The sequence below is a fragment of the Lolliginicoccus suaedae genome, from assembly GCF_008312885.1.
Lineage (GTDB): Bacteria > Actinomycetota > Actinomycetes > Mycobacteriales > Mycobacteriaceae > Lolliginicoccus > Lolliginicoccus suaedae.
On record NZ_VSSO01000001.1, the window covers coordinates 1,005,779 to 1,022,284 of the forward strand.

General features: G+C 66.4%; 19 protein-coding genes and 4 tRNA genes. 5 read left to right on the forward strand and 18 right to left on the reverse strand.

The features are described from left to right. Positions 1–41: 41 nt before the first annotated feature. The 6 genes from FXO18_RS04600 to FXO18_RS04625 all read right to left on the reverse strand — a co-directional run bounded on the left by FXO18_RS04600 (position 42) and on the right by FXO18_RS04625 (position 6,032). A complete protein-coding gene (locus tag FXO18_RS04600) occupies positions 42–1,178 on the reverse strand; it encodes a glycosyltransferase family 4 protein (protein WP_149359841.1) in 1,137 nt (378 codons plus the stop codon). Next, the gene (locus FXO18_RS04605; protein ID WP_149359842.1) at positions 1,178–2,083 is read right to left on the reverse strand and encodes a phosphatidylinositol mannoside acyltransferase; all 906 of its coding nucleotides are present in this window, start codon (positions 2,081–2,083) and stop codon (positions 1,178–1,180) included. Before FXO18_RS04605 ends, FXO18_RS04600 begins: the two co-directional genes overlap by 1 nt. Further along, entirely contained in the window at positions 2,080–2,721 is a 642-nt protein-coding gene (gene pgsA, locus FXO18_RS04610) for a phosphatidylinositol phosphate synthase (protein WP_149359843.1), read from the reverse strand. Before pgsA ends, FXO18_RS04605 begins: the two co-directional genes overlap by 4 nt. 104 nt (positions 2,722–2,825) lie before the next feature. Then, positions 2,826–3,374, reverse strand: a complete 549-nt coding sequence (locus tag FXO18_RS04615; RefSeq protein ID WP_407936434.1) for an HIT family protein — start codon at positions 3,372–3,374, stop codon at positions 2,826–2,828. A gap of 3 nt (positions 3,375–3,377) precedes the next feature. Beyond that, entirely contained in the window at positions 3,378–5,435 is a 2,058-nt protein-coding gene (gene thrS, locus FXO18_RS04620; protein ID WP_149359845.1) for a threonine--tRNA ligase, read from the reverse strand. Between the two features lie 171 nt (positions 5,436–5,606). Further along, the gene (locus tag FXO18_RS04625; RefSeq protein WP_407936435.1) at positions 5,607–6,032 is read right to left on the reverse strand and encodes a TIGR02611 family protein; all 426 of its coding nucleotides are present in this window, start codon (positions 6,030–6,032) and stop codon (positions 5,607–5,609) included. 368 nt (positions 6,033–6,400) lie between these two features. Here FXO18_RS04625 and FXO18_RS04630 point away from each other — a divergent pair, with 368 nt between their 5' ends. Then, complete coding sequence (locus tag FXO18_RS04630; RefSeq protein WP_149359846.1) at positions 6,401–6,598, forward strand: CsbD family protein; 198 nt, start codon at positions 6,401–6,403, stop codon at positions 6,596–6,598. 130 nt (positions 6,599–6,728) lie between these two features. On the opposite strand, the gene FXO18_RS04635 is transcribed toward FXO18_RS04630, so the two are convergent. Further along, positions 6,729–6,800: transfer RNA gene (locus FXO18_RS04635), tRNA-Val, on the reverse strand. A 578-nt stretch (positions 6,801–7,378) separates the two neighbouring features. Between FXO18_RS04635 and FXO18_RS04640 the strand changes: the two genes are divergently transcribed. The 3 genes from FXO18_RS04640 to FXO18_RS04650 all read left to right on the forward strand — a co-directional run bounded on the left by FXO18_RS04640 (position 7,379) and on the right by FXO18_RS04650 (position 7,638). Beyond that, positions 7,379–7,451 (forward strand) — tRNA-Gly (locus FXO18_RS04640). 25 nt (positions 7,452–7,476) lie between these two features. After that, positions 7,477–7,547: transfer RNA gene (locus FXO18_RS04645), tRNA-Cys, on the forward strand. Positions 7,548–7,563: 16 nt separating this feature from the next. Beyond that, positions 7,564–7,638 (forward strand) — tRNA-Val (locus FXO18_RS04650). A gap of 130 nt (positions 7,639–7,768) precedes the next feature. Here FXO18_RS04650 and FXO18_RS04655 read toward each other — a convergent pair. From FXO18_RS04655 to FXO18_RS04695, 10 genes are all read right to left on the reverse strand, one after another. Then, positions 7,769–8,449 carry a hypothetical protein gene (locus FXO18_RS04655; RefSeq protein ID WP_149359847.1) on the reverse strand — a complete coding sequence of 227 codons (681 nt, stop codon included), beginning with the start codon at positions 8,447–8,449 and terminating at the stop codon, positions 7,769–7,771. A 145-nt stretch (positions 8,450–8,594) separates the two neighbouring features. Continuing rightward, the gene (locus FXO18_RS04660) at positions 8,595–8,924 is read right to left on the reverse strand and encodes a hypothetical protein (protein WP_149359848.1); all 330 of its coding nucleotides are present in this window, start codon (positions 8,922–8,924) and stop codon (positions 8,595–8,597) included. Further along, a complete protein-coding gene (locus FXO18_RS04665) occupies positions 8,921–9,124 on the reverse strand; it encodes a hypothetical protein (RefSeq protein WP_149359849.1) in 204 nt (67 codons plus the stop codon). The genes FXO18_RS04660 and FXO18_RS04665 overlap by 4 nt, the downstream gene beginning before the upstream one ends. A 53-nt stretch (positions 9,125–9,177) precedes the next feature. Beyond that, on the reverse strand, positions 9,178–9,768 hold the full coding sequence (locus tag FXO18_RS04670; protein WP_149359850.1) for a recombinase family protein: 591 nt from the start codon (positions 9,766–9,768) through the stop codon (positions 9,178–9,180). A gap of 178 nt (positions 9,769–9,946) precedes the next feature. Further along, positions 9,947–10,093 carry a hypothetical protein gene (locus FXO18_RS15845; RefSeq protein ID WP_187774171.1) on the reverse strand — a complete coding sequence of 49 codons (147 nt, stop codon included), beginning with the start codon at positions 10,091–10,093 and terminating at the stop codon, positions 9,947–9,949. A 2-nt stretch (positions 10,094–10,095) separates the two neighbouring features. Then, entirely contained in the window at positions 10,096–10,323 is a 228-nt protein-coding gene (locus FXO18_RS04675) for a hypothetical protein (protein ID WP_149359851.1), read from the reverse strand. 479 nt (positions 10,324–10,802) lie between these two features. After that, positions 10,803–12,635, reverse strand: a complete 1,833-nt coding sequence (locus tag FXO18_RS04680; RefSeq protein ID WP_149359852.1) for a DUF3631 domain-containing protein — start codon at positions 12,633–12,635, stop codon at positions 10,803–10,805. Between the two features lie 68 nt (positions 12,636–12,703). Further along, positions 12,704–12,877 (reverse strand): excisionase family DNA-binding protein, encoded by a 174-nt coding sequence (locus FXO18_RS16245; protein WP_149359853.1) that lies wholly within the window; start codon positions 12,875–12,877, stop codon positions 12,704–12,706. A 50-nt stretch (positions 12,878–12,927) separates the two neighbouring features. Further along, positions 12,928–13,116: a helix-turn-helix transcriptional regulator gene (locus tag FXO18_RS04690; RefSeq protein WP_235900440.1), complete on the reverse strand. Its 189-nt coding sequence runs from the start codon at positions 13,114–13,116 to the stop codon at positions 12,928–12,930. Between the two features lie 153 nt (positions 13,117–13,269). Further along, positions 13,270–14,475 (reverse strand): tyrosine-type recombinase/integrase, encoded by a 1,206-nt coding sequence (locus FXO18_RS04695; protein WP_187774172.1) that lies wholly within the window; start codon positions 14,473–14,475, stop codon positions 13,270–13,272. Between the two features lie 414 nt (positions 14,476–14,889). Between FXO18_RS04695 and FXO18_RS04700 the strand changes: the two genes are divergently transcribed. Then, positions 14,890–15,444, forward strand: coding sequence for a GNAT family N-acetyltransferase (locus FXO18_RS04700; protein ID WP_187774173.1), 555 nt, complete (start codon positions 14,890–14,892; stop codon positions 15,442–15,444). 24 nt (positions 15,445–15,468) lie between these two features. Here FXO18_RS04700 and zapE read toward each other — a convergent pair whose 3' ends face one another. Further along, positions 15,469–16,488 carry a cell division protein ZapE gene (gene zapE / locus FXO18_RS04705; protein ID WP_149359856.1) on the reverse strand — a complete coding sequence of 340 codons (1,020 nt, stop codon included), beginning with the start codon at positions 16,486–16,488 and terminating at the stop codon, positions 15,469–15,471. Positions 16,489–16,506 lie beyond the last annotated feature (18 nt).

Sequence of the window (16,506 nt, forward strand, 5' to 3'; positions counted from 1 at the left end):
AGAACGAGTAGCAACACCCAGATTGGCAGCACAGCGCCCCCTTAGCTCTTCCGCGCCAGCGACCGCGGGACGGGCGACCCCGTGTCGGCCACGGCCTCGTACACGCGCAGCACCTGCCGCGAGACCACGCTCCAGTCATAGTGCAGGACCGCGACGCTAGCCTCCGCGACAAGCTCGTCCCGGTACTCGCGGTCAGTGAGCACGCGGTCGATGCCGCGCGCGAGGCTGTCGCCATCATCGAGCTTGGTGAGGCATCCCGCACGGCCGTCGCGCAGGACGCGCCGGAACGCATCAAGCTCGCTCGCCACCACGGGGGTGCCTGCCGCCATCGCCTCGACGAGCACGATTCCGAAGCTCTCGCCGCCAAGGTTCGGGGCGCAGTACACGTCAGCGCTGCGCAGCGCTGATGCCTTCTCCTCATCACTGACCTGGCCGAGGAACCGGAAATGGCTGGCCAGTGGGCCGAGCTCGTCGCGCAGCGCGTCCTCGTCGCCGCGGCCGACAACGAGGACCTCGAGATCGGGGTGGTGCTCCAGGACGGATGGCAGCGCGGAGACCAGGACCGACATGCCCTTGCGGGGCTCGTCGTAACGGCCGAGGAACAGCAAGGTCTTTCCGGGGCGCGGATAGCCCTCGAACGGCTGCGCGGTGGCGAAGAAACCGACCCGCACCCCGTTGGGGATCTCTACCGCATCGGAGCCAAGCGATTCGATCTGCCATCGCCTGGCCAGCTCGGAGACGGCGATCTTGCCATTGATCTTCTCGAGCAGGGGCTGCAGCACTGGCTGCACGGTGCTCAGCATCAAGGACTTCGTCGTGGAGGTGTGGAATGTCGCCACCACGGGAACCTCAGCGAGGCTGAGCGCGAGCATGGACAGGCTCGGCGCGTTGGGCTCGTGGAGATGCACAACGTCGAACTGGCCGTCCTGCAGCCATTTGCGCACGCGCTGGTAGGTGACCGGGCCGAAGCGCAATCGCGCGACGGAACCGTTGTACGGGATCGGCACGGCACGGCCCGCCGACACCACGTACGGCGGCAGATCCGTGCCCGGCGTGGCGGGCGCGAGGACGCTCACTTCGTGGCCCATCTCGATGAGCACGCCGGCGAGCTCCACCACGTGCGCCTGCACGCCACCGGAGACGTCGAACGAGTAGGGGCAAACCATGCCGATCCGCATCAGTGGGCCACTCCCATTCGCTCGAGGCGCGCTGCCGAGAGGTCCTCCCACCACAGCGGCTGCAGCATGTGCCAGTCCGCGGGGTGCCGCACGATGTTCAGCGAGAACACGTCCGCGAGCTGCTGGGTCGCCCCCGCGAGCCCAGCTGCCATATCGATCTCGGGCTCCACCTTGAAGCCCCAGCCGTCAGCGGTGAACCAGCAGTGCGCGGGAAGGAGCGCTGCCCCGGTCTCCGCAGCGAGGCGGGCAGGCCCGGCGGGAAAACTGGTGCGCTGGCCGAAGAAGTCGACCGGGATGCCGCCGGACGTGAGATCCCGGTCGGCCAGCAGGCACACGATCCCGCCGTCGGCGAGGCGCTCCCGGAGCACCTGGGTGGGCGGAACCTCCCCACCGGTAGCGGGAACGATCTCGAAGCCGAGGGATTCGCGGAACGCCACGAAACGCTCGAACAGTGACTCGGGCTTGAGCCGCTCGGCGACGGTGGTGAACCTGCCATGGTTCTGCGCCAGCCATACTCCAGCGAGGTCCCAGTTGCCGCTGTGCGGCAGCGCCGCGACCACTCCCTTGCCCCGCGCGAGGGCCGCCTCGAGGTGCTCGCGCCCCATCACGCTGGCATCGATCGCCCGCGCGGTCTCGGCAAGGTCCATCGATGGCAGGCGGAAAGCCTCCTGCCAGTACCGCGCGTACGAGCGCATGGCGGCCCGCATCAGGACGTCGGGCACGGCGATCGGGTGGACGCCCATGACGCGAGCGAGGTTGCGGCGCAGCTGGACCGGCCCGCCGTTGCGGTTCGCGTAGTCAGCTCCCGCGTTGAACAGTCCACTCGCGACCACGCCGGGCATCGAGCGGACGAGCCGCCACCCGGAGGCATAGGCGAGGTCGGAGGCTGTCTCGGAGAACGTCACGTGGCATCCCCTCCATCGGTGAACGGCACAACGGTGGTCGCGCCCGGCGAGCGCCGGACCGCGAGCACTCGCTGGACGACGGTGATGATGCTGCCCACGACGAGCACCCACATCGCGAGATGGATGGCGAAACCCACACCGATGCCGGTGAACCCCGCACCGAGCAGGACGATGACCAAGCGGTCGGAGCGCTCCACGAGGCCCCCGTCGGCGCGCAGCCCGCTCGCCTCGGCCCGCGCCTTCGCGTACGAGACGACCTGGGAGGCGACCAGGCAGATCAGCGTCGCGATCACCAGCGTGGGTGATTCCGCGTGATAAGCGGCCCACCATGCGAGCGAGCCAAAGATCGCCCCGTCAGCTATCCGGTCACCGGTCGCGTCGAGCACCGCGCCGAACGCGGTGCCGCCGCCCCGCGCGCGAGCCATGGCACCATCGACGAGATCGAGCAGGACGAACAGTGAGATGATGATCGCGCCCCAGAACAACTGGTCGCGGCCGAACAGGACGATCGCGGCCGCGACGCTCAGCGCGGTTCCCGCGATGGTGACCGCATCCGGGCTCAAACCTGCCCGGATGAGGGCCCGCCCGATGGGGGCGGTGACCTTCGATACCGAGGGCCTGCCGAACACACTGAGCATGATTGCCTGTTCCCTGTTTCCGTGAGGTTTCCTGCCGCCGAGCCTATACGGTGCACGGGCCCGGGGCGGGATGATGCGCGCCCCGGGCGTCGCTCCGGCCGCGCCTATCCGGTGGCGGCCCAGGCCTCGGCCAGCAACGCCCGGGTCTGCCCCAGCAGTTGCGGCAAGACCTTGGTGCTCGCGGTGACGGTGATGAAGTTCGCGTCGCCGACCCAGCGTGGCACTAGATGCTGATGCAGGTGCGCCGACAACGAGCCGCCCGCCGCGCTGCCAAGATTGAGGCCAACATTGAACCCCTGCGGACGGGAGACCTCCCGGATGGTGCGTAGCGCGATCTGGGTGAACTCGGTGAGCTCGCCCGCCTCGTCGGGATCGAGATCGGTCAGGTCAGCGACGTGGCGGTACGGCACGACCATCAGATGACCGGGATTGTAGGGAAAGAGGTTGAGCACCGCGTACACGCTGCTCCCGCGGGCGATGACCAGGCCGTCCTCGTCGGACTTGCGAGGGATCGCGCAGAGCGGGCACCCCTCGTCCTGGGTCGGTCCGGTGGCCTCGGCGATGTAGGCCATGCGGTGAGGAGTCCAGATCCGGTCCAGATGGTCAGGATCCCCCACCCCCGTATCGGTCATGGCTCGTTCATCGTCGCGCAGCACTCAGGCGCCCTGCCGCTCGCGGATCGCCTCGGCGCTCGGGGCGGCATTGATCCGCTCGCCCACCCAGCTCGCTATGGCATTCACCGCCTCGGCGACGGGAACGCCATTGACCTGGGTGCCGTCATGGAAGCGGAAGCTCACTGCGCCCGCCTCGACATCCCGCGCGCCGGCGAGCAGCATGAACGGCACCTTCTGCGTGGTGTGGGTGCGAATCTTCTTCTGCATCCGCTCGTCACTGGAATCGACCTCGGCGCGGATCCCCCGCAGCTTGAGCTGATCGACCACGGCGAACAAGTGATCCTGATGGTCATCAGCCACCGGGATTCCTACCACCTGCACCGGTGCGAGCCAAGCGGGAAAAGCACCGGCATAGTGCTCGGTGAGCACACCGAAGAAGCGCTCGATGGAGCCGAACAGCGCACGGTGGATCATCACGGGCCGCTGGCGGCTGCCATCGGCGGCGGTGTAGACGAGATCGAAACGGTCCGGCAGGTTGAAGTCCAGCTGGATGGTCGACATCTGCCAGGTGCGGCCCAGCGCATCCTTTGCCTGCACCGAGATCTTCGGGCCGTAGAACGCGGCTCCGCCCGGATCGGGAACCAGCTCGAGGCCGGATGCCTGCGCCACCTCCTCCAGGGTGCGGGTGGATTCCTCCCACGCCTCGTCGGAGCCGACGTACTTGACGGGATCCTTGGTGGACAGCTCGAGGTAGAAGTCGTCGAGGCCGTAATCCTTGAGCAGATCGAGGACGAAGTTCAGCACGCTCGTCAGCTCGTCATGCATCTGGTCCTTGGTGCAGTAGATGTGCGCGTCATCCTGCGTCATGCCACGGACACGGGTGAGGCCGTGCACCACCCCGGACTTCTCGTAGCGGTACACCGAGCCGAACTCGAACAGGCGCAGCGGCAGCTCCCGGTAGGAGCGGTGGCGGTGCCGGAAGATCAGGTTGTGCATCGGGCAGTTCATCGGCTTGAGGTAGTAGTCCTGCCCGGGCTTGCGCAGGGTGCCGTCCTCGTCGTGCTCCGCGTCGATGTGCATCGCGGGGAACATGCCGTCCTTGTACCAGTCGAGGTGGCCCGAGACCTGGAACAGATCGCCCTTGGTGATGTGCGGGCTGTAGACGAACTCGTAGCCCGCCTCGATGTGGCGCTTGCGCGAGTAGTCCTCGAGCTCCTTGCGGATGATGCCGCCGCGCGGATGGAACACCGGAAGCCCCGAGCCGAGCTCGCTGGGGAAGCTGAACAGGTCGAGCTCGTTGCCCAGGCGGCGATGATCGCGCCGCTCGGCCTCCGCGATCAGCTCGAGGTGCTGATCGAGCGCCTCCTGGGTCTCCCAGGCGGTGCCGTAGACGCGCTGGAGGTCCTCGCGGCTCTGGTCGCCCCGCCAGTACGCGGCGGAGCTGCGCGTCAGCTTGAACGCCGGGATGTGCTTGGTGGTGGGGATGTGCGGTCCACGGCACAGGTCCGCCCATACCTTCGCGCCGGTGCGGGGATCAAGGTTGTCGTAGATCGTCAGCTCGGCGCCACCGACCTCCATCACCTCGGGGTCATCGATCCCGGACTTGTCGTCGATCAGCTCGAGCTTGAATGGCTCGCCACTGAGCTCGGCGCGCGCGTCATCGAGCGACTCGACGACGCGACGGGAGAAGCGCTGGGATTGCTTGATGATCTTGCGCATCCGGGACTCGAGCTTGGTGAGGTCCTCGGGCGTGAAGGGACGCTCCACCTGGAAGTCGTAGTAGAAGCCATCACGGATGGGCGGCCCGATGCCAAGCTTCGCCTCGGGGAACTCCTGCTGCACCGCCTGCGCCAGCACATGCGCGCAGGAGTGGCGGATGACCATGCGGCCCTCGTCCGAGGCTGCTGGCACTGCCTCTACCTCGGTCTCCTCCTCGGGCGTCCAGGAGAGGTCCCGCAGCGCGCCCTCGGAGTCCCGCACCACGACGATTCCCTCGGCGCCCTTCGTGGGCAATCCAGCCTCGAAGATCGCCTTGCCCGCCGCCGTCCCCGCCGGCACAAGGACACGGGCGATGGCATCTCGATCAGCGGGCACGCTCACGACAGGGATCTCCTAGTGCTTGGGGGCCCTTCGCCAGGGCCTCGTATTGCCCCGCGCCAGGCATGGCGCCCGGCAACGGATGTGTTCCAGCCATGGCGGCCGTCGCCCCAGGAGCGCGGAATCCGCCGGCACCGTGAATCACGGCGATGGCTCTACCACAGTACCGGTTCCCTAGGAGAGGGGACTGCCGAGCCAGGGGTGGTCGATCCCGAACCAGCTAGCCGTCAGCCCGATCGCGCCCAGGAGCCACAGCGTCATGACGGTGAGGATGACCGTTCCGGCCGCGCCCGCCACGCGAACCACGCCATGCTGGCGCTTGTACCAGGCCATCACCGCTCGGTAGCGGCCCAGCGCATCATGCAGGATCCGCCGCGCCCACGGGAACTCCGTGGCAAGGATGCCCAGCCCCGCGAAGACGATCAACCACCCTGGTCCCGGGTAGGGAATCGCGATCACGCCGATCACCAGGACCACCGCGCCGACGATAGCCACTGTCACCTGATAGGCCAGCGCCACGAGCGGATGCCGCTTGAACTGCGCCCGCACGGCCCGCATTGCCGCCACTGACCGAGTGGCGACGTACCGGCGGCGCGACATCACCACGGGCGGTGGATCCTTTACCTGGGTCATCCAGTCATCAACCCTTGCCCCGGCTCCTTCGGATGCGCTAGTGAAGCACGCAGCGCCCCTCGACCGATCTGTCGCGGCACCCCCGCCTCGCGCATGGGCTGATGACTCATGGTTTCATTCTGCCGCGCGGATGCCTCATCACGCCATGGGTTCGTAACAATGGGCCCGACGGATGGGTTTCTCCCCCAGCGAACAAGGATCATCGCGGCAAGGCGCGGCTTCCGGGCAAAACGGGTGGCTATGACCAACGCTCGTGGGGACACTGGAAAGCAGCGGAACGCCCGTGCCCCGCACGGGCCCCGCGTCCAAGCGAAACCAACCCCGGAGGTAGCACCATGGGTCTCGGAGACAAGATCAGCAACAAGGCGCAGGAGCTCTCGGGCAAGGCCAAGGAAGCCGTGGGCTCGGCCACCAGCAACGAGGACCTCAAGGCCGAAGGCCAGGCCGACCAGGCCGAATCCACCGTCAAGAAGGGCGTGGAGAACGTCAAGGACAAGGCAAACGAGGTCACCGACAAGCTGACCGGCAAGTAGTCCGCGACCCGCTGCTCCGCGCGCGAGTGCGCGCAGCACGCGAGGAGCCCCGCACCGTTAGCTGGTGCGGGGCTCCTGTGCTTGCTACGGATCCGGGGCTACTGCGGTCCAGGGATCCTGAGCGATCGTGTGGTCCCGGCTGGGATCGAACCAGCGACCTTTCCGGTGTGAACGGAACGCTCTCCCACTGAGCTACGGGACCTTATGAGCCATCTCGTGACGTGGTTTCCTGAGGGCTACCGGGCCTGTATCGAACGCCGGAAATCCGCCTCGCACGAACACACGCACGGGTGACAACGAGGAGGAACATTAGCACGGGGCCCCGCGTTCGCAAAACACGCGCACGGGGCGGGCGCTGCGGGGTGGCGGGGTGCCTGATTGGGAGCCTCCCGGAGAGGCCGGTCCTGGCGGCGCGGGCCGTGCCGGTGAGGCCGGTCCTGGCGGCAAAAGCACCGGATCTCGCTAAACGCGATAGAAGCCATGCCCGATTCTCGGCAGCTTCTATCGCGTTTAGGGGCGGCCGCGCTTCACCACGGGCGCCCCAGCCGCCATCGAGCCTGCCCGCGCCCCAACCGCGAGCGGCCATGGCGCTATCGAGCCCGGCCCGCCTCGATGCAGCCACTCCCCCGCGAAACCGACTGTTCACCAGGCGTCTTCCCAGCGGAGCAGCGAACGACACGCAAGTCCTCCGCCCCGGATTTGTCACTCAGCCACACATCCGCTAATGTTCTCAACCGCACCGGCAATCGGGACCGCAAGGAACCGGGAGCAGCGGAGCGTGCGGATGTAGCGCAGCTGGTAGCGCATCACCTTGCCAAGGTGAGGGTCGCGGGTTCGAATCCCGTCATCCGCTCAAGAGGTTGGGCTTGACCCCCTACGGTGGAGTGGCCGAGTGGTGAGGCAACGGCCTGCAAAGCCGTGCACACGGGTTCGATTCCCGTCTCCACCTCTTCTCAGAGGTTCCCGCGCGATTAGCTCAGTGGGAGAGCGCTTCCCTGACACGGAAGAGGTCACTGGTTCAATCCCAGTATCGCGCACCACTAAACCCCCTGGTAACAGGGGGTTTTTTACTTTCCACACACAGCGCGTGCCCAACGCGTGCCCAATGCGGCAGCGGGCGATCCCCCAAAAACAGCCCACCACGGGCGCTAGTTGTGACCGAGCCGTGACCTAGCGGGGTGCCTCCGCAGCGAGCCATGCCGCGATCTCCGGCAATGTGCCGCTAGGCCCGACCCACACACGCGTCCTGCCACGCAGCACCGCAGGGAACCGCGACGCCCACGCCGCATCCGTCGCCGCCAGCTCGAACACACCCACAGTCGGGTCCGACCACTCCCCCGGTTCACCACCAGCAGCACGCACAGCATCCTCCGCAGCGTGGACGTGGTGCCGCAGATCATCGAGGGGGCACCGCCGTGTGGTCGGTGTGGTGTCGATGCGCGCCAGGTCCAGGCCCACCGCCGCAGCCACAGCAGTGACCCGCGCTAGCTCCGCATCGAGCCGCCCACGGGCTGTATCCACCGCAGCAGCAAGACGCGGCACCGCGTTGGCCTTGTCCACCTCGGCGCGCTCACGAGCCGCCAGCGTGGTTTTCCACGACTCGCGCCGCCCCAGCACCACCGCCACCCTGGCGAGGGCCTTATCGACCTCACCGGCCACAGCCAGCACATCCGCGATCACCGCCTGCTTGGCGTTCGGCGGTACCTCGGGATCAGCGAGGAACGCGTGTAGCTCACGGTCGAAGTCCTCGGGGGTGGCTGCGCGTAGCTCAGCGGCCAGGCTGAACGTTGCCAGGTCCACGCGGGGCATGTATCCGGCGCGACGCCGCGCCAGCTCATCGGACAGGCTCATGGGCGGACACGATCCCGCAAACCAATGACGCGGTTCACGCAGCGGCGGCACCGCCAAAGATGCTGTGTCCCTTTGTAATTCATGGATGGCCCCCGGCAGTCGGGGCAGACATGAGGCGGCGACGGGGTGGCCTGCGGCGACGGCTTCACTGGTCACCGTCCATGCCGTCCAGGCAGAGCTGTAGCCGCGACGTGGGCTCATAGAAGGTTCCACGGGTGTTCACGCGCCGCCACACAGTCTGGTAGCTGCCGTGTAGGTGGGGTTTGGTGGTGCGCCTGGCACCGAGAGCCACGAGCATCCCCTCGGCGTGGAGCTGACGGAACGCCAGCCCTAGGCGGCGGGGCTCGCAGAAGCGGATGGCCCCCATTTTGAGCATCACCGCATCGGCGTGGACCTCACGACCCACGGGCCACCGCTCAATGATCGAGAACGCCACCGCTAGGGCCTGCTCGTCGTCGCACTCGTGGCCGGTCATGCGTCACCGCCCGCGAGTAGGACGGTGGCGAGGTCGTCGCGCTGGGCGGGGGTGAGCACCGCAGCGTTGGCGTGGATGGCGGCGCGTAGCCGCTCAGCGGCCATACCGGCACGAGCTGCCGTGAGCGCGGGGTCATCGGCGGGGCGGGAGCGCGTGAGGGCGGCGTAGCGGGCGCAGGCGATGCCCAGGTTGCTGGTCATGCGATGACCGTAGGCAGCGGGGGCGCACCGCAGCGGAGCCACTGGGCAGGGGTCTAGGTGGTGGCCGGGGTGCTCTCCGCGAGGTAGCGGTACAGGGTGGCCCGCGAGATACCCAGCGTCTCGCAGATAGCGCGGGCAGTCTCGCCGCGATCCTTCAGCGCACGGGCCTGCCGCGCCTGGTCCTCGGTGAGGGCGCGCTTTCGCCCCACGCTCCCCCCACGCGCCTTCAGCGCATCCCTCGCGGCCTGGGACCGCTCCACGATCAGGTCACGCTCTAGTTGGGCCATCACGGCGAACATCCCGGCGGCGGCGCGCCCTGCCGGTGTCGTCATGTCGAAGCCCTCGCGCAGGGAAACGAGGCTCACGCCCTGCTCGGTCAGCTCCTCTAGTGTCCGCAGGATGCCGGATAGGGTGCGGCCCAGCCGGTCGAGCGCCACGATCACGAGGGTGTCGCCGGGGCGTAGATGGCGGCGCAGCTCGGCCAGCCCTGGGCGGTCGGTCTTGGTTCCGCTGATCACGTCGCGGTAGATGTGCTCCTCATCGACCCCGGCGGCGCGTAGCGCGTCGATTTGCTGGGCGAGGGTCTGGCGGGACGTGGATACGCGGGCGTAGCCGTAGCGGCGGGCGGTGGTGGTGTCGCTCATGGGGGGTGTCCTTCTCGTCGTGGTCGCACCCCGAGGGTCTCACAATCTATCTCAATGACGCAATGTGAGACACGTAGTATCGAGACACACTAACGAGACATGCGGTCCAGGGGAAACACCCCCCGCGAAGCCCAGCAGCCGGGGTGTCTCACTACGAACACATCGAGACACCCCCGAATCACTCCGCGATGGCACGCGCCATCACGCGCAGCGCATAAGCGGCCCGCGATCCGTCGCGCAGCGCCCCCACCGTCTCGGCGCACCCCAGCAGCACCGCCGCGACCTCCGCGCGCTCCTCGGGCTCCAACTCGATAAGCGGTGCCACGCTCACCGGTCGGCCACCACCACAGCGAACGCCGTGAACATGCCATGCAGCAGCGTCACCGCATCACCGGTCACCCCGTCGTTCTCTGCCTCATCGAGGACGTCCAGTAGCTCATCAGCGGCACGAGCGGCCTCATCGAGCCGCTGGGAATCCGTCAGCCCCGCGAAGTTCGCGCGCAGCTCCGCGAGCTTTTCGCTAGTCCAGGTATCCGCGATAAAAGAGTCGTCCATAGTTGCCTGTCCTCGCTGGGGTGGTGATTCACAAAAAGAAGCGCTGGTGCCGATAAACCCGTGTTTTTCGTTTCGCTAGTGCGGGTGGCGGGCCACCCCCGATGGGTGTGTCAGGCGCGGGGGTGGCCTGCCGTAATGGACGCTAGCGGGGGCCAGCGAACACGGGGCGGACCCTAGCCAGGGCGCGTGGCCCAGGGCACCTCAGCGAGCCGGTTGATGCAAAAGATCGAAACGTTCCACTCTGGGAACTGTCCAGAGTGTCCAACTGTCCGTAAATGCCCGCGTGACCTGGTATTTTGGTGGTTTTGTCGAAGTGTCCGCGAAGTGTCCGCGAAGTGTCCAGCGCGGCGTTCTGGACAGTTGCTGGACACTTTGCGGACAGTTGCCGGATCGCATCGTTTCCGCAGGTAGATACACCTTTTTCGGACACTTGGACACTCTGGACAGTTCCCAGAGTGAACAGGGTTGAAAAAAGCCGATCAGAGCCACCGCTCGAACGCGTCCAGGAAGTCGGAGCGGTGGTAGCCACGCTCCGTCCGAGCATCGTTCTGGCGAGGCTTGACGCCGAACTCGCCAAGCCTGCGGGCCAGCCCGTGAGCCGACAGGTAGTGCTCGCCGCTGAGGTCGGACCACGCCGAATCCGGGAGCGCCACTAGCTCAGAAACAAGCACAGTCGATTTCAGGAACGAAACTCCGTAGTGGTTCTCCCACACCGCCCTTATGTCCCTCAGCAACTCCTCCTGAGTGCCGCCACTGTCCGTCCGCCCGTTGGCGGCTTGCGCGGCCTGACGGGCACGTCGGCCCCAATCAGGGTGCGCGGCATCAGCGACCGCGATGAGCGGCTCCCACGTATCGGCAACACGATCCTCCACCCCCATATCGGCAGGTTCCGCGCCTTCCACCTTTGCCCGGTTCTGCTCAGCCCATGCGGCCAGCTCCTCGCGCAGCTCAACGAGCGGGGGAAGGTCGCGGCGCAACCGGAACGGCTTCACGGCCTCGTTCTTCTTGCGGCGCTTCACGGTGATGATCACGGCCCGGTCTTCGATGGTGTCAGGGAGCCGCCCGATGCCAGACAAGGCGCAGAACGCGAACACAGGGAACTCCACGACCTGCATCGTGTCCTTGTCCACACGCCGCACAGGTTTTCCCCGCTGGAATCCGGCGTTGAGGATGCCGCGCAGCTCCTCATGCGCGTCGGACGCCTTCCGTGTGCCGAAAATGGCATCGGTCTCGTCAAACATCACCGTTGGGGGTTTCTCGGAATCAAGCGAGCGGAACAGCGCGGCGGTGGAGGTGTTCGCCGTGGGCAGCGGATTCCACGCCATGCCCTCCACCACTTCCAGCAGGCGGGTCTTGCCTGACCGCTTCGTCGCTGACCGGATGATCAGGCGGGGCGCATAGTCGAACAGGTCCACGAAATGCGTTGCCGCCGTCCACAGCACAGCCGTGGTGATCGCATCGTCGTCGGGCAGGACGCAGTGCCGCCGAATAGCTTCTTCGACGCGATTGAGGAGGCCCGCGCCGTCGATGGTGGGCCAATGCCGTGCCCGGCCAACCGGGGTGCGCGCGGGGGGCTCACCGCCCGCTTCGGGTGGCATCTCGAACCGGACAAGCTGCTTCAGCTCATCAACACCATGTTCTGCCAGGTAATCATCGAGCCCGGTCTTCTCGTCGGTGTCGGGTAGATGCAGATACCGGACCGTCGAGCCCTTCGATCCTAGATAGCGGGCAAGCTCCCCCATGGCGCGCCGAACCTCCGGCTTGCGCTGCACATCACCATCGAACGCGATGACCACGGTCCGGTTCTGCAACGCGAGGTCTGCCCAGTCGGGCACCGCAATTGTGGCATTGACAGCAGGGGCAACCTTGCGTCGCCAATTCCACACTCCGGTCAGCGCGATGCAGCACAGGCCCGCACCGACCGCAGCGTCCGCCTTCTTCGCGCCTTCAGTGATGTACAGGTCCACCTTGGGATTGGCGCGGCCCCTCAGCATCTTCGGGAAGTCGATTTGCGTCGCTTGCCCCTGCGGCGTCTCATACTTGACGAGTTTGCCGTGGCGTTCGCGGGGATGGTCGGGACGGTACTGGTAGCCCCATTGGGTGCCGTTACAGCGGTGCATGGGTATGTAGAGGCCGGGTGTTCGTGTCCTGGCTGTCTTGGCGAGCTGCGGGTACATTTCCTCTAGCTCGCGGGGGTCGCGGATGGAGCGGTATCCGCGTGTTTCGATCACATCGTCGGGGATGCCGCTGCTTTTCAGCATGTCGCGGTGCTGAGGCAGCAGGGCACCGCCGCCGCTAATTGGTACGCTCATTAGGAACTTTCCGGTTAAGGGTGTTCAGACGTGAAAGCCCAGAGGCACGCCACCTCTGGGTTTTCTGCTTATTCGGTGGCTCGCGGCGGCGTGATGTGGTCGAGGGCGTCCTCGGGGATAAGCCGGACCGCCCCTACCTGAATCGAGGGGATCGTGCCCTCAGCGATCCACCGCCTGACCGTCCGTTCAGTAACCGCGTGCCGGGCGGCGAACTCCTTCGCGCGCAAATGATGTTTTGTCACGCGGTGAAATGTAGTGACAGGGGGTGCAACGCGGCGTTTCCGCTGCTCACTTACGAATCCGCGCCATTCGGCACGGCGCGGATCAACGCCAGCACGTCCTGCTCATCCACGTAGATCAGGCTCTTGCCGACACGATAGGCCTTCAGCTCGCCCTCAGCGATGAAGCGGCGCAGTGTCTTCGGTGACAGCCCCACCAGTTCCGCCGCAGCCCGCAGCCGCAACAGGTTCTTCTTCCGCATTGCGTGCATCTCCTTTGTTTTGTGGCACGAAAAAAGCCCACCCCTACGCCGGTTTGCGCCGGTAGGGGCGGGCATCTCCCGCTGCTCATTCCGTGTCCCTGGCCCCCAATGGGAACCATTGGGCAGGAATGTACACCGATTGGGCAGGAATGTCTAAACAGCTTTAATAACTGTATGGATTCTAATTGCCTCCGCCCACACCTCATCCATACGACGCGCCAGCTCCCCCATCCGCTCCGGGTCCGTGTGCTGATAGTGATGCGAGATCGTCGCCGCACTATGCCCCGACCTGATCTCGTTCTCACGCGGCGTCGCACCGCAGCGCGCGAACAAGCTGATTCCCGCGTGCCGCAAATGATGAAACGTGAGTTCGTCGTGCCCTGCCTCGCTGCGGGCCTTAGCCCAGTGGCGCTGGAAAGCCGACCACGACAAATGCTGCGCAGGGTCACGGACCGACGACACCACGAGCGCATCCCGCCCCGTACCCGTGTGCGCGTCGAGGTGATCCCGCAATGCCACCATCGCCGTGGGCGGCAGGAACACCGTCCGGCGCCCCGCCAGCGTCTTGGTCTGCCGCTCATGCACCTCGCCCCTGGTGCGGGACACCCCACGACGAACATGCAGCGCACCATCACGGAAACTGATGTCCTTGCGGCGTAGTGCCACGACCTCACCGAACCGCAGCGCCCCGAACAGCCCCAGCACCGGCGCGATCTGCCACTGCTCAGGCAGCACAGGCACCAGGGCGTTGAACACGTCCTTCTGAAGCCACAGCGGTTGCTCCACGAAATGCTCATCGGCGGGCTGTAGGCGCTGTGGGCGCGCAGCACCACGAATGCGGCACGGCGATTTCACGATCTTGTCCTCATCCTCGGCGGCACGCATGATCGAGGACAGCAGCCCGTAGACGTGGGCGCGCTGCGTACCACCGGTGGCGTCCTTACGGCGTCCCTGGAACTGCATGCCTGCGTAGAAGTTCCGCACAGCGTCTGGGGTTATGTCCGCGAGGGGCATAGGACCGAACGCGGGCAGCAGGAACCGGTCCAGGTAGCGCTGGTAGCCCTCTAGGGTTCGTGGTGCCAGGCCAGTCGCCCGCTTCACGTCCAGGAACTGGCTCGCGTACTCACAGAAAGTGACCTTCTTCGCGGCCTTCTTCCTCGCCACCACTGACGGGGGTTCCCACAGCCCGTCGCGTATCTCGCGGTACCGCTCCGCTAGCCACGCCTGCGCGTCCTCACGCGTCGCGAACGTCTGCGGGGCTTTATGGCGGCTGAGGTCCGGGCCGGTGTAGCGGGCCTGCCACCGCCCTGATTTCAGTTGCCGCGTGTTGCCGAACAGGCGCTTGGTCTCGTGTGCCACTGGTGCTCTCCCCGTGTGCCCAATCCGTGCCCAATCGGAAGGTTTTGTGCCCAATCTCTGCCACATCTTCGGGCATCTTTGGGCATCGTTGGGCACGGTTGTCTGTAATCGTTTCCGCTGGTCCAGGGCGTAGAGTAGCCGGAATACCCTGCTAGGGGCCAATCCGTGGAGAGTCACCAAACACAGCTTCAATCCCAGTATCGCGCACCAACAAAACCCCCTGTTCGCAGGGGGTTTTTGTTTTTCGCCGCGCGCTTCGTGCAACTCATGCGCGCTCCATGCGGCCCCCCGATACTGCGGCCCCAGCGGGCCCACGCCGGGATGGACCCCAGCAAGCGCCGCGATGAGCTCAGCACGATTGCGCTTCCCCGACATGGACCAAGTCACTGCCTCGATCGCAGTATGGTGCACCCTATGTTCCACGATCACGTTCGGGTCGATGTCGCGGCCGCGAAGGATGCGGCCGAGGTCAGCCGCGTGGCTGCCATCACCTTTCCCCTGGCATGCCCGGCTGCCATGCCGTCGGCGGACATGGCAGCTTTCGTTGATCAGCACCTGACCAAGGACAACTTCTCCCGGTACATCGCCAGCGAGCAGCATCGAGTGCTCGTGCTCCGCGAGGCATCCAGCATCGTCGGCTACGCGCTCATCGCGCTCGACTCACCACCGGAGCCTCGCGGCGCCACGCTCGACGATCCAGCGATCAGCGAGGCCACGGGAACGACCGAGCTGAGCAAGTTCTACCTGCTGCCCAATCATCATGGCCGTGGACACGCGACGCTGCTGATGCGGCACGTGCTTGCCGCCGCCCGCGCTGGCCAGCAGCGCATCTGGCTGGGCGTGAACCAGCAGAATCATCGTGCGCAGTCGTTCTACCAGCGCAATGGCTTCACGCAGGCCGGCACGCGGGATTTCCCGGTGGGCGCGAGCATCGAGCGTGATCTCCTCCTCGCGCGCCCGCTCGGCTGACCCCGACGATCCCCCCTGGCGCGATCAGCCCGTGGTGCGTGCCTGCTCTCCGAAGCGGGACAGCGCGAGCAGGCGGGAGGTGGCGCGCAGGTACTTCTTGCGGTATCCACCGGCGAGCATCTCCTCGGTGAAGATCTCGTCGAGCTTGGCGCCGGAAACGATGACGGGGATGCTCGCGTCGTACAGCCGGTCGGCAAGCACGACGAGGCGCAGCGCGACAGCCTGGTCCTGCGCGGGGTGGACGTCCTTGAGGAAGACCGCAGGGATCCCTTCGACGAGCTTTCCGTAGCGGGAAGGGTGCAGCGTGGACAAGTGCTTGCATAGCTCGTCGAAGTCGTCGAGAGTGGCGCCATCGGTGTGCGCGGCGCGCTCCTCGAGCTCCTCGCTGGAGATGGGCTGCGGGGCGGGGGGAAGGTCGCGGTGCCGGTAGTCGGGGCCGTCGACGCGCACGGCCTCGAACACCGAGGCGAGCTTGCGGATCTCGCGGAGGAAGTCCTGGGCAGCGAACCGTCCCTCGCCGAGCTGGCCGGGCAGGGTGTTGGAGGTCGCGACGATCGACACGCCGCGCGCGGAGAGCTCGGTGAGCAGGCGCGAGACCAGCATCGTGTCACCGGGATCGTCGAGCTCGAACTCGTCGATGCACAGCACCGAGTGCCCCGAGAGCTCCTCGACGGCCTTCATGAAGCCGAGCGCGCCCACCACATGGGTGAGCTCGACGAAGGTCCCGAATGCCTTGGGCTCGGGCACCGCGTGGTAGATCGAGGCGAGGAGGTGGGTCTTGCCGACCCCGAAGCCACCGTCGAGGTAGAGGCCCGCGCCGACGGTGTTCTTCTTGCCGAAGAGCTTCTTCCTGCCGTTTCGGTTGCGGGCTACAGCCTGGGCGAACTCGCGCGCGGCATTGACCGCGGCTGCTTGCGAGGGCTCCGCGGGATCGGGGATGTACGAGTCGAAGCTCACCTCGTTGAACATCGCGGGCGGCACCATCTGGGCCACCAGTTGGTCGGCGGGGATCACCGGTGTGCGGTCGACAAGGCGTGCGGTCATTGCCAAATCCTATCGACG

Excerpts from the sequence above, each read along its gene's own strand:
- FXO18_RS04600 (WP_149359841.1), bottom strand. The coding sequence starts at position 1,178 with ATGCGGATCGGCATGGTTTGCCCCTACTCGTTCGACGTCTCCGGTGGC.
- pgsA (WP_149359843.1), bottom strand. The coding sequence starts at position 2,721 with ATGCTCAGTGTGTTCGGCAGGCCCTCGGTATCGAAGGTCACCGCCCCC.
- FXO18_RS04625 (WP_407936435.1), bottom strand. The coding sequence starts at position 6,032 with ATGTCGCGCCGCCGGTACGTCGCCACTCGGTCAGTGGCGGCAATGCGG.
- FXO18_RS04630 (WP_149359846.1), top strand. The coding sequence starts at position 6,401 with ATGGGTCTCGGAGACAAGATCAGCAACAAGGCGCAGGAGCTCTCGGGC.
- FXO18_RS04655 (WP_149359847.1), bottom strand. The coding sequence starts at position 8,449 with ATGAGCCTGTCCGATGAGCTGGCGCGGCGTCGCGCCGGATACATGCCC.
- FXO18_RS04660 (WP_149359848.1), bottom strand. The coding sequence starts at position 8,924 with ATGACCGGCCACGAGTGCGACGACGAGCAGGCCCTAGCGGTGGCGTTC.
- FXO18_RS04665 (WP_149359849.1), bottom strand. The coding sequence starts at position 9,124 with ATGACCAGCAACCTGGGCATCGCCTGCGCCCGCTACGCCGCCCTCACG.
- FXO18_RS04670 (WP_149359850.1), bottom strand. The coding sequence starts at position 9,768 with ATGAGCGACACCACCACCGCCCGCCGCTACGGCTACGCCCGCGTATCC.
- FXO18_RS04675 (WP_149359851.1), bottom strand. The coding sequence starts at position 10,323 with ATGGACGACTCTTTTATCGCGGATACCTGGACTAGCGAAAAGCTCGCG.
- FXO18_RS04680 (WP_149359852.1), bottom strand. The coding sequence starts at position 12,635 with ATGAGCGTACCAATTAGCGGCGGCGGTGCCCTGCTGCCTCAGCACCGC.
- FXO18_RS04690 (WP_235900440.1), bottom strand. The coding sequence starts at position 13,116 with ATGCGGAAGAAGAACCTGTTGCGGCTGCGGGCTGCGGCGGAACTGGTG.
- FXO18_RS04700 (WP_187774173.1), top strand. The coding sequence starts at position 14,890 with ATGTTCCACGATCACGTTCGGGTCGATGTCGCGGCCGCGAAGGATGCG.
- zapE (WP_149359856.1), bottom strand. The coding sequence starts at position 16,488 with ATGACCGCACGCCTTGTCGACCGCACACCGGTGATCCCCGCCGACCAA.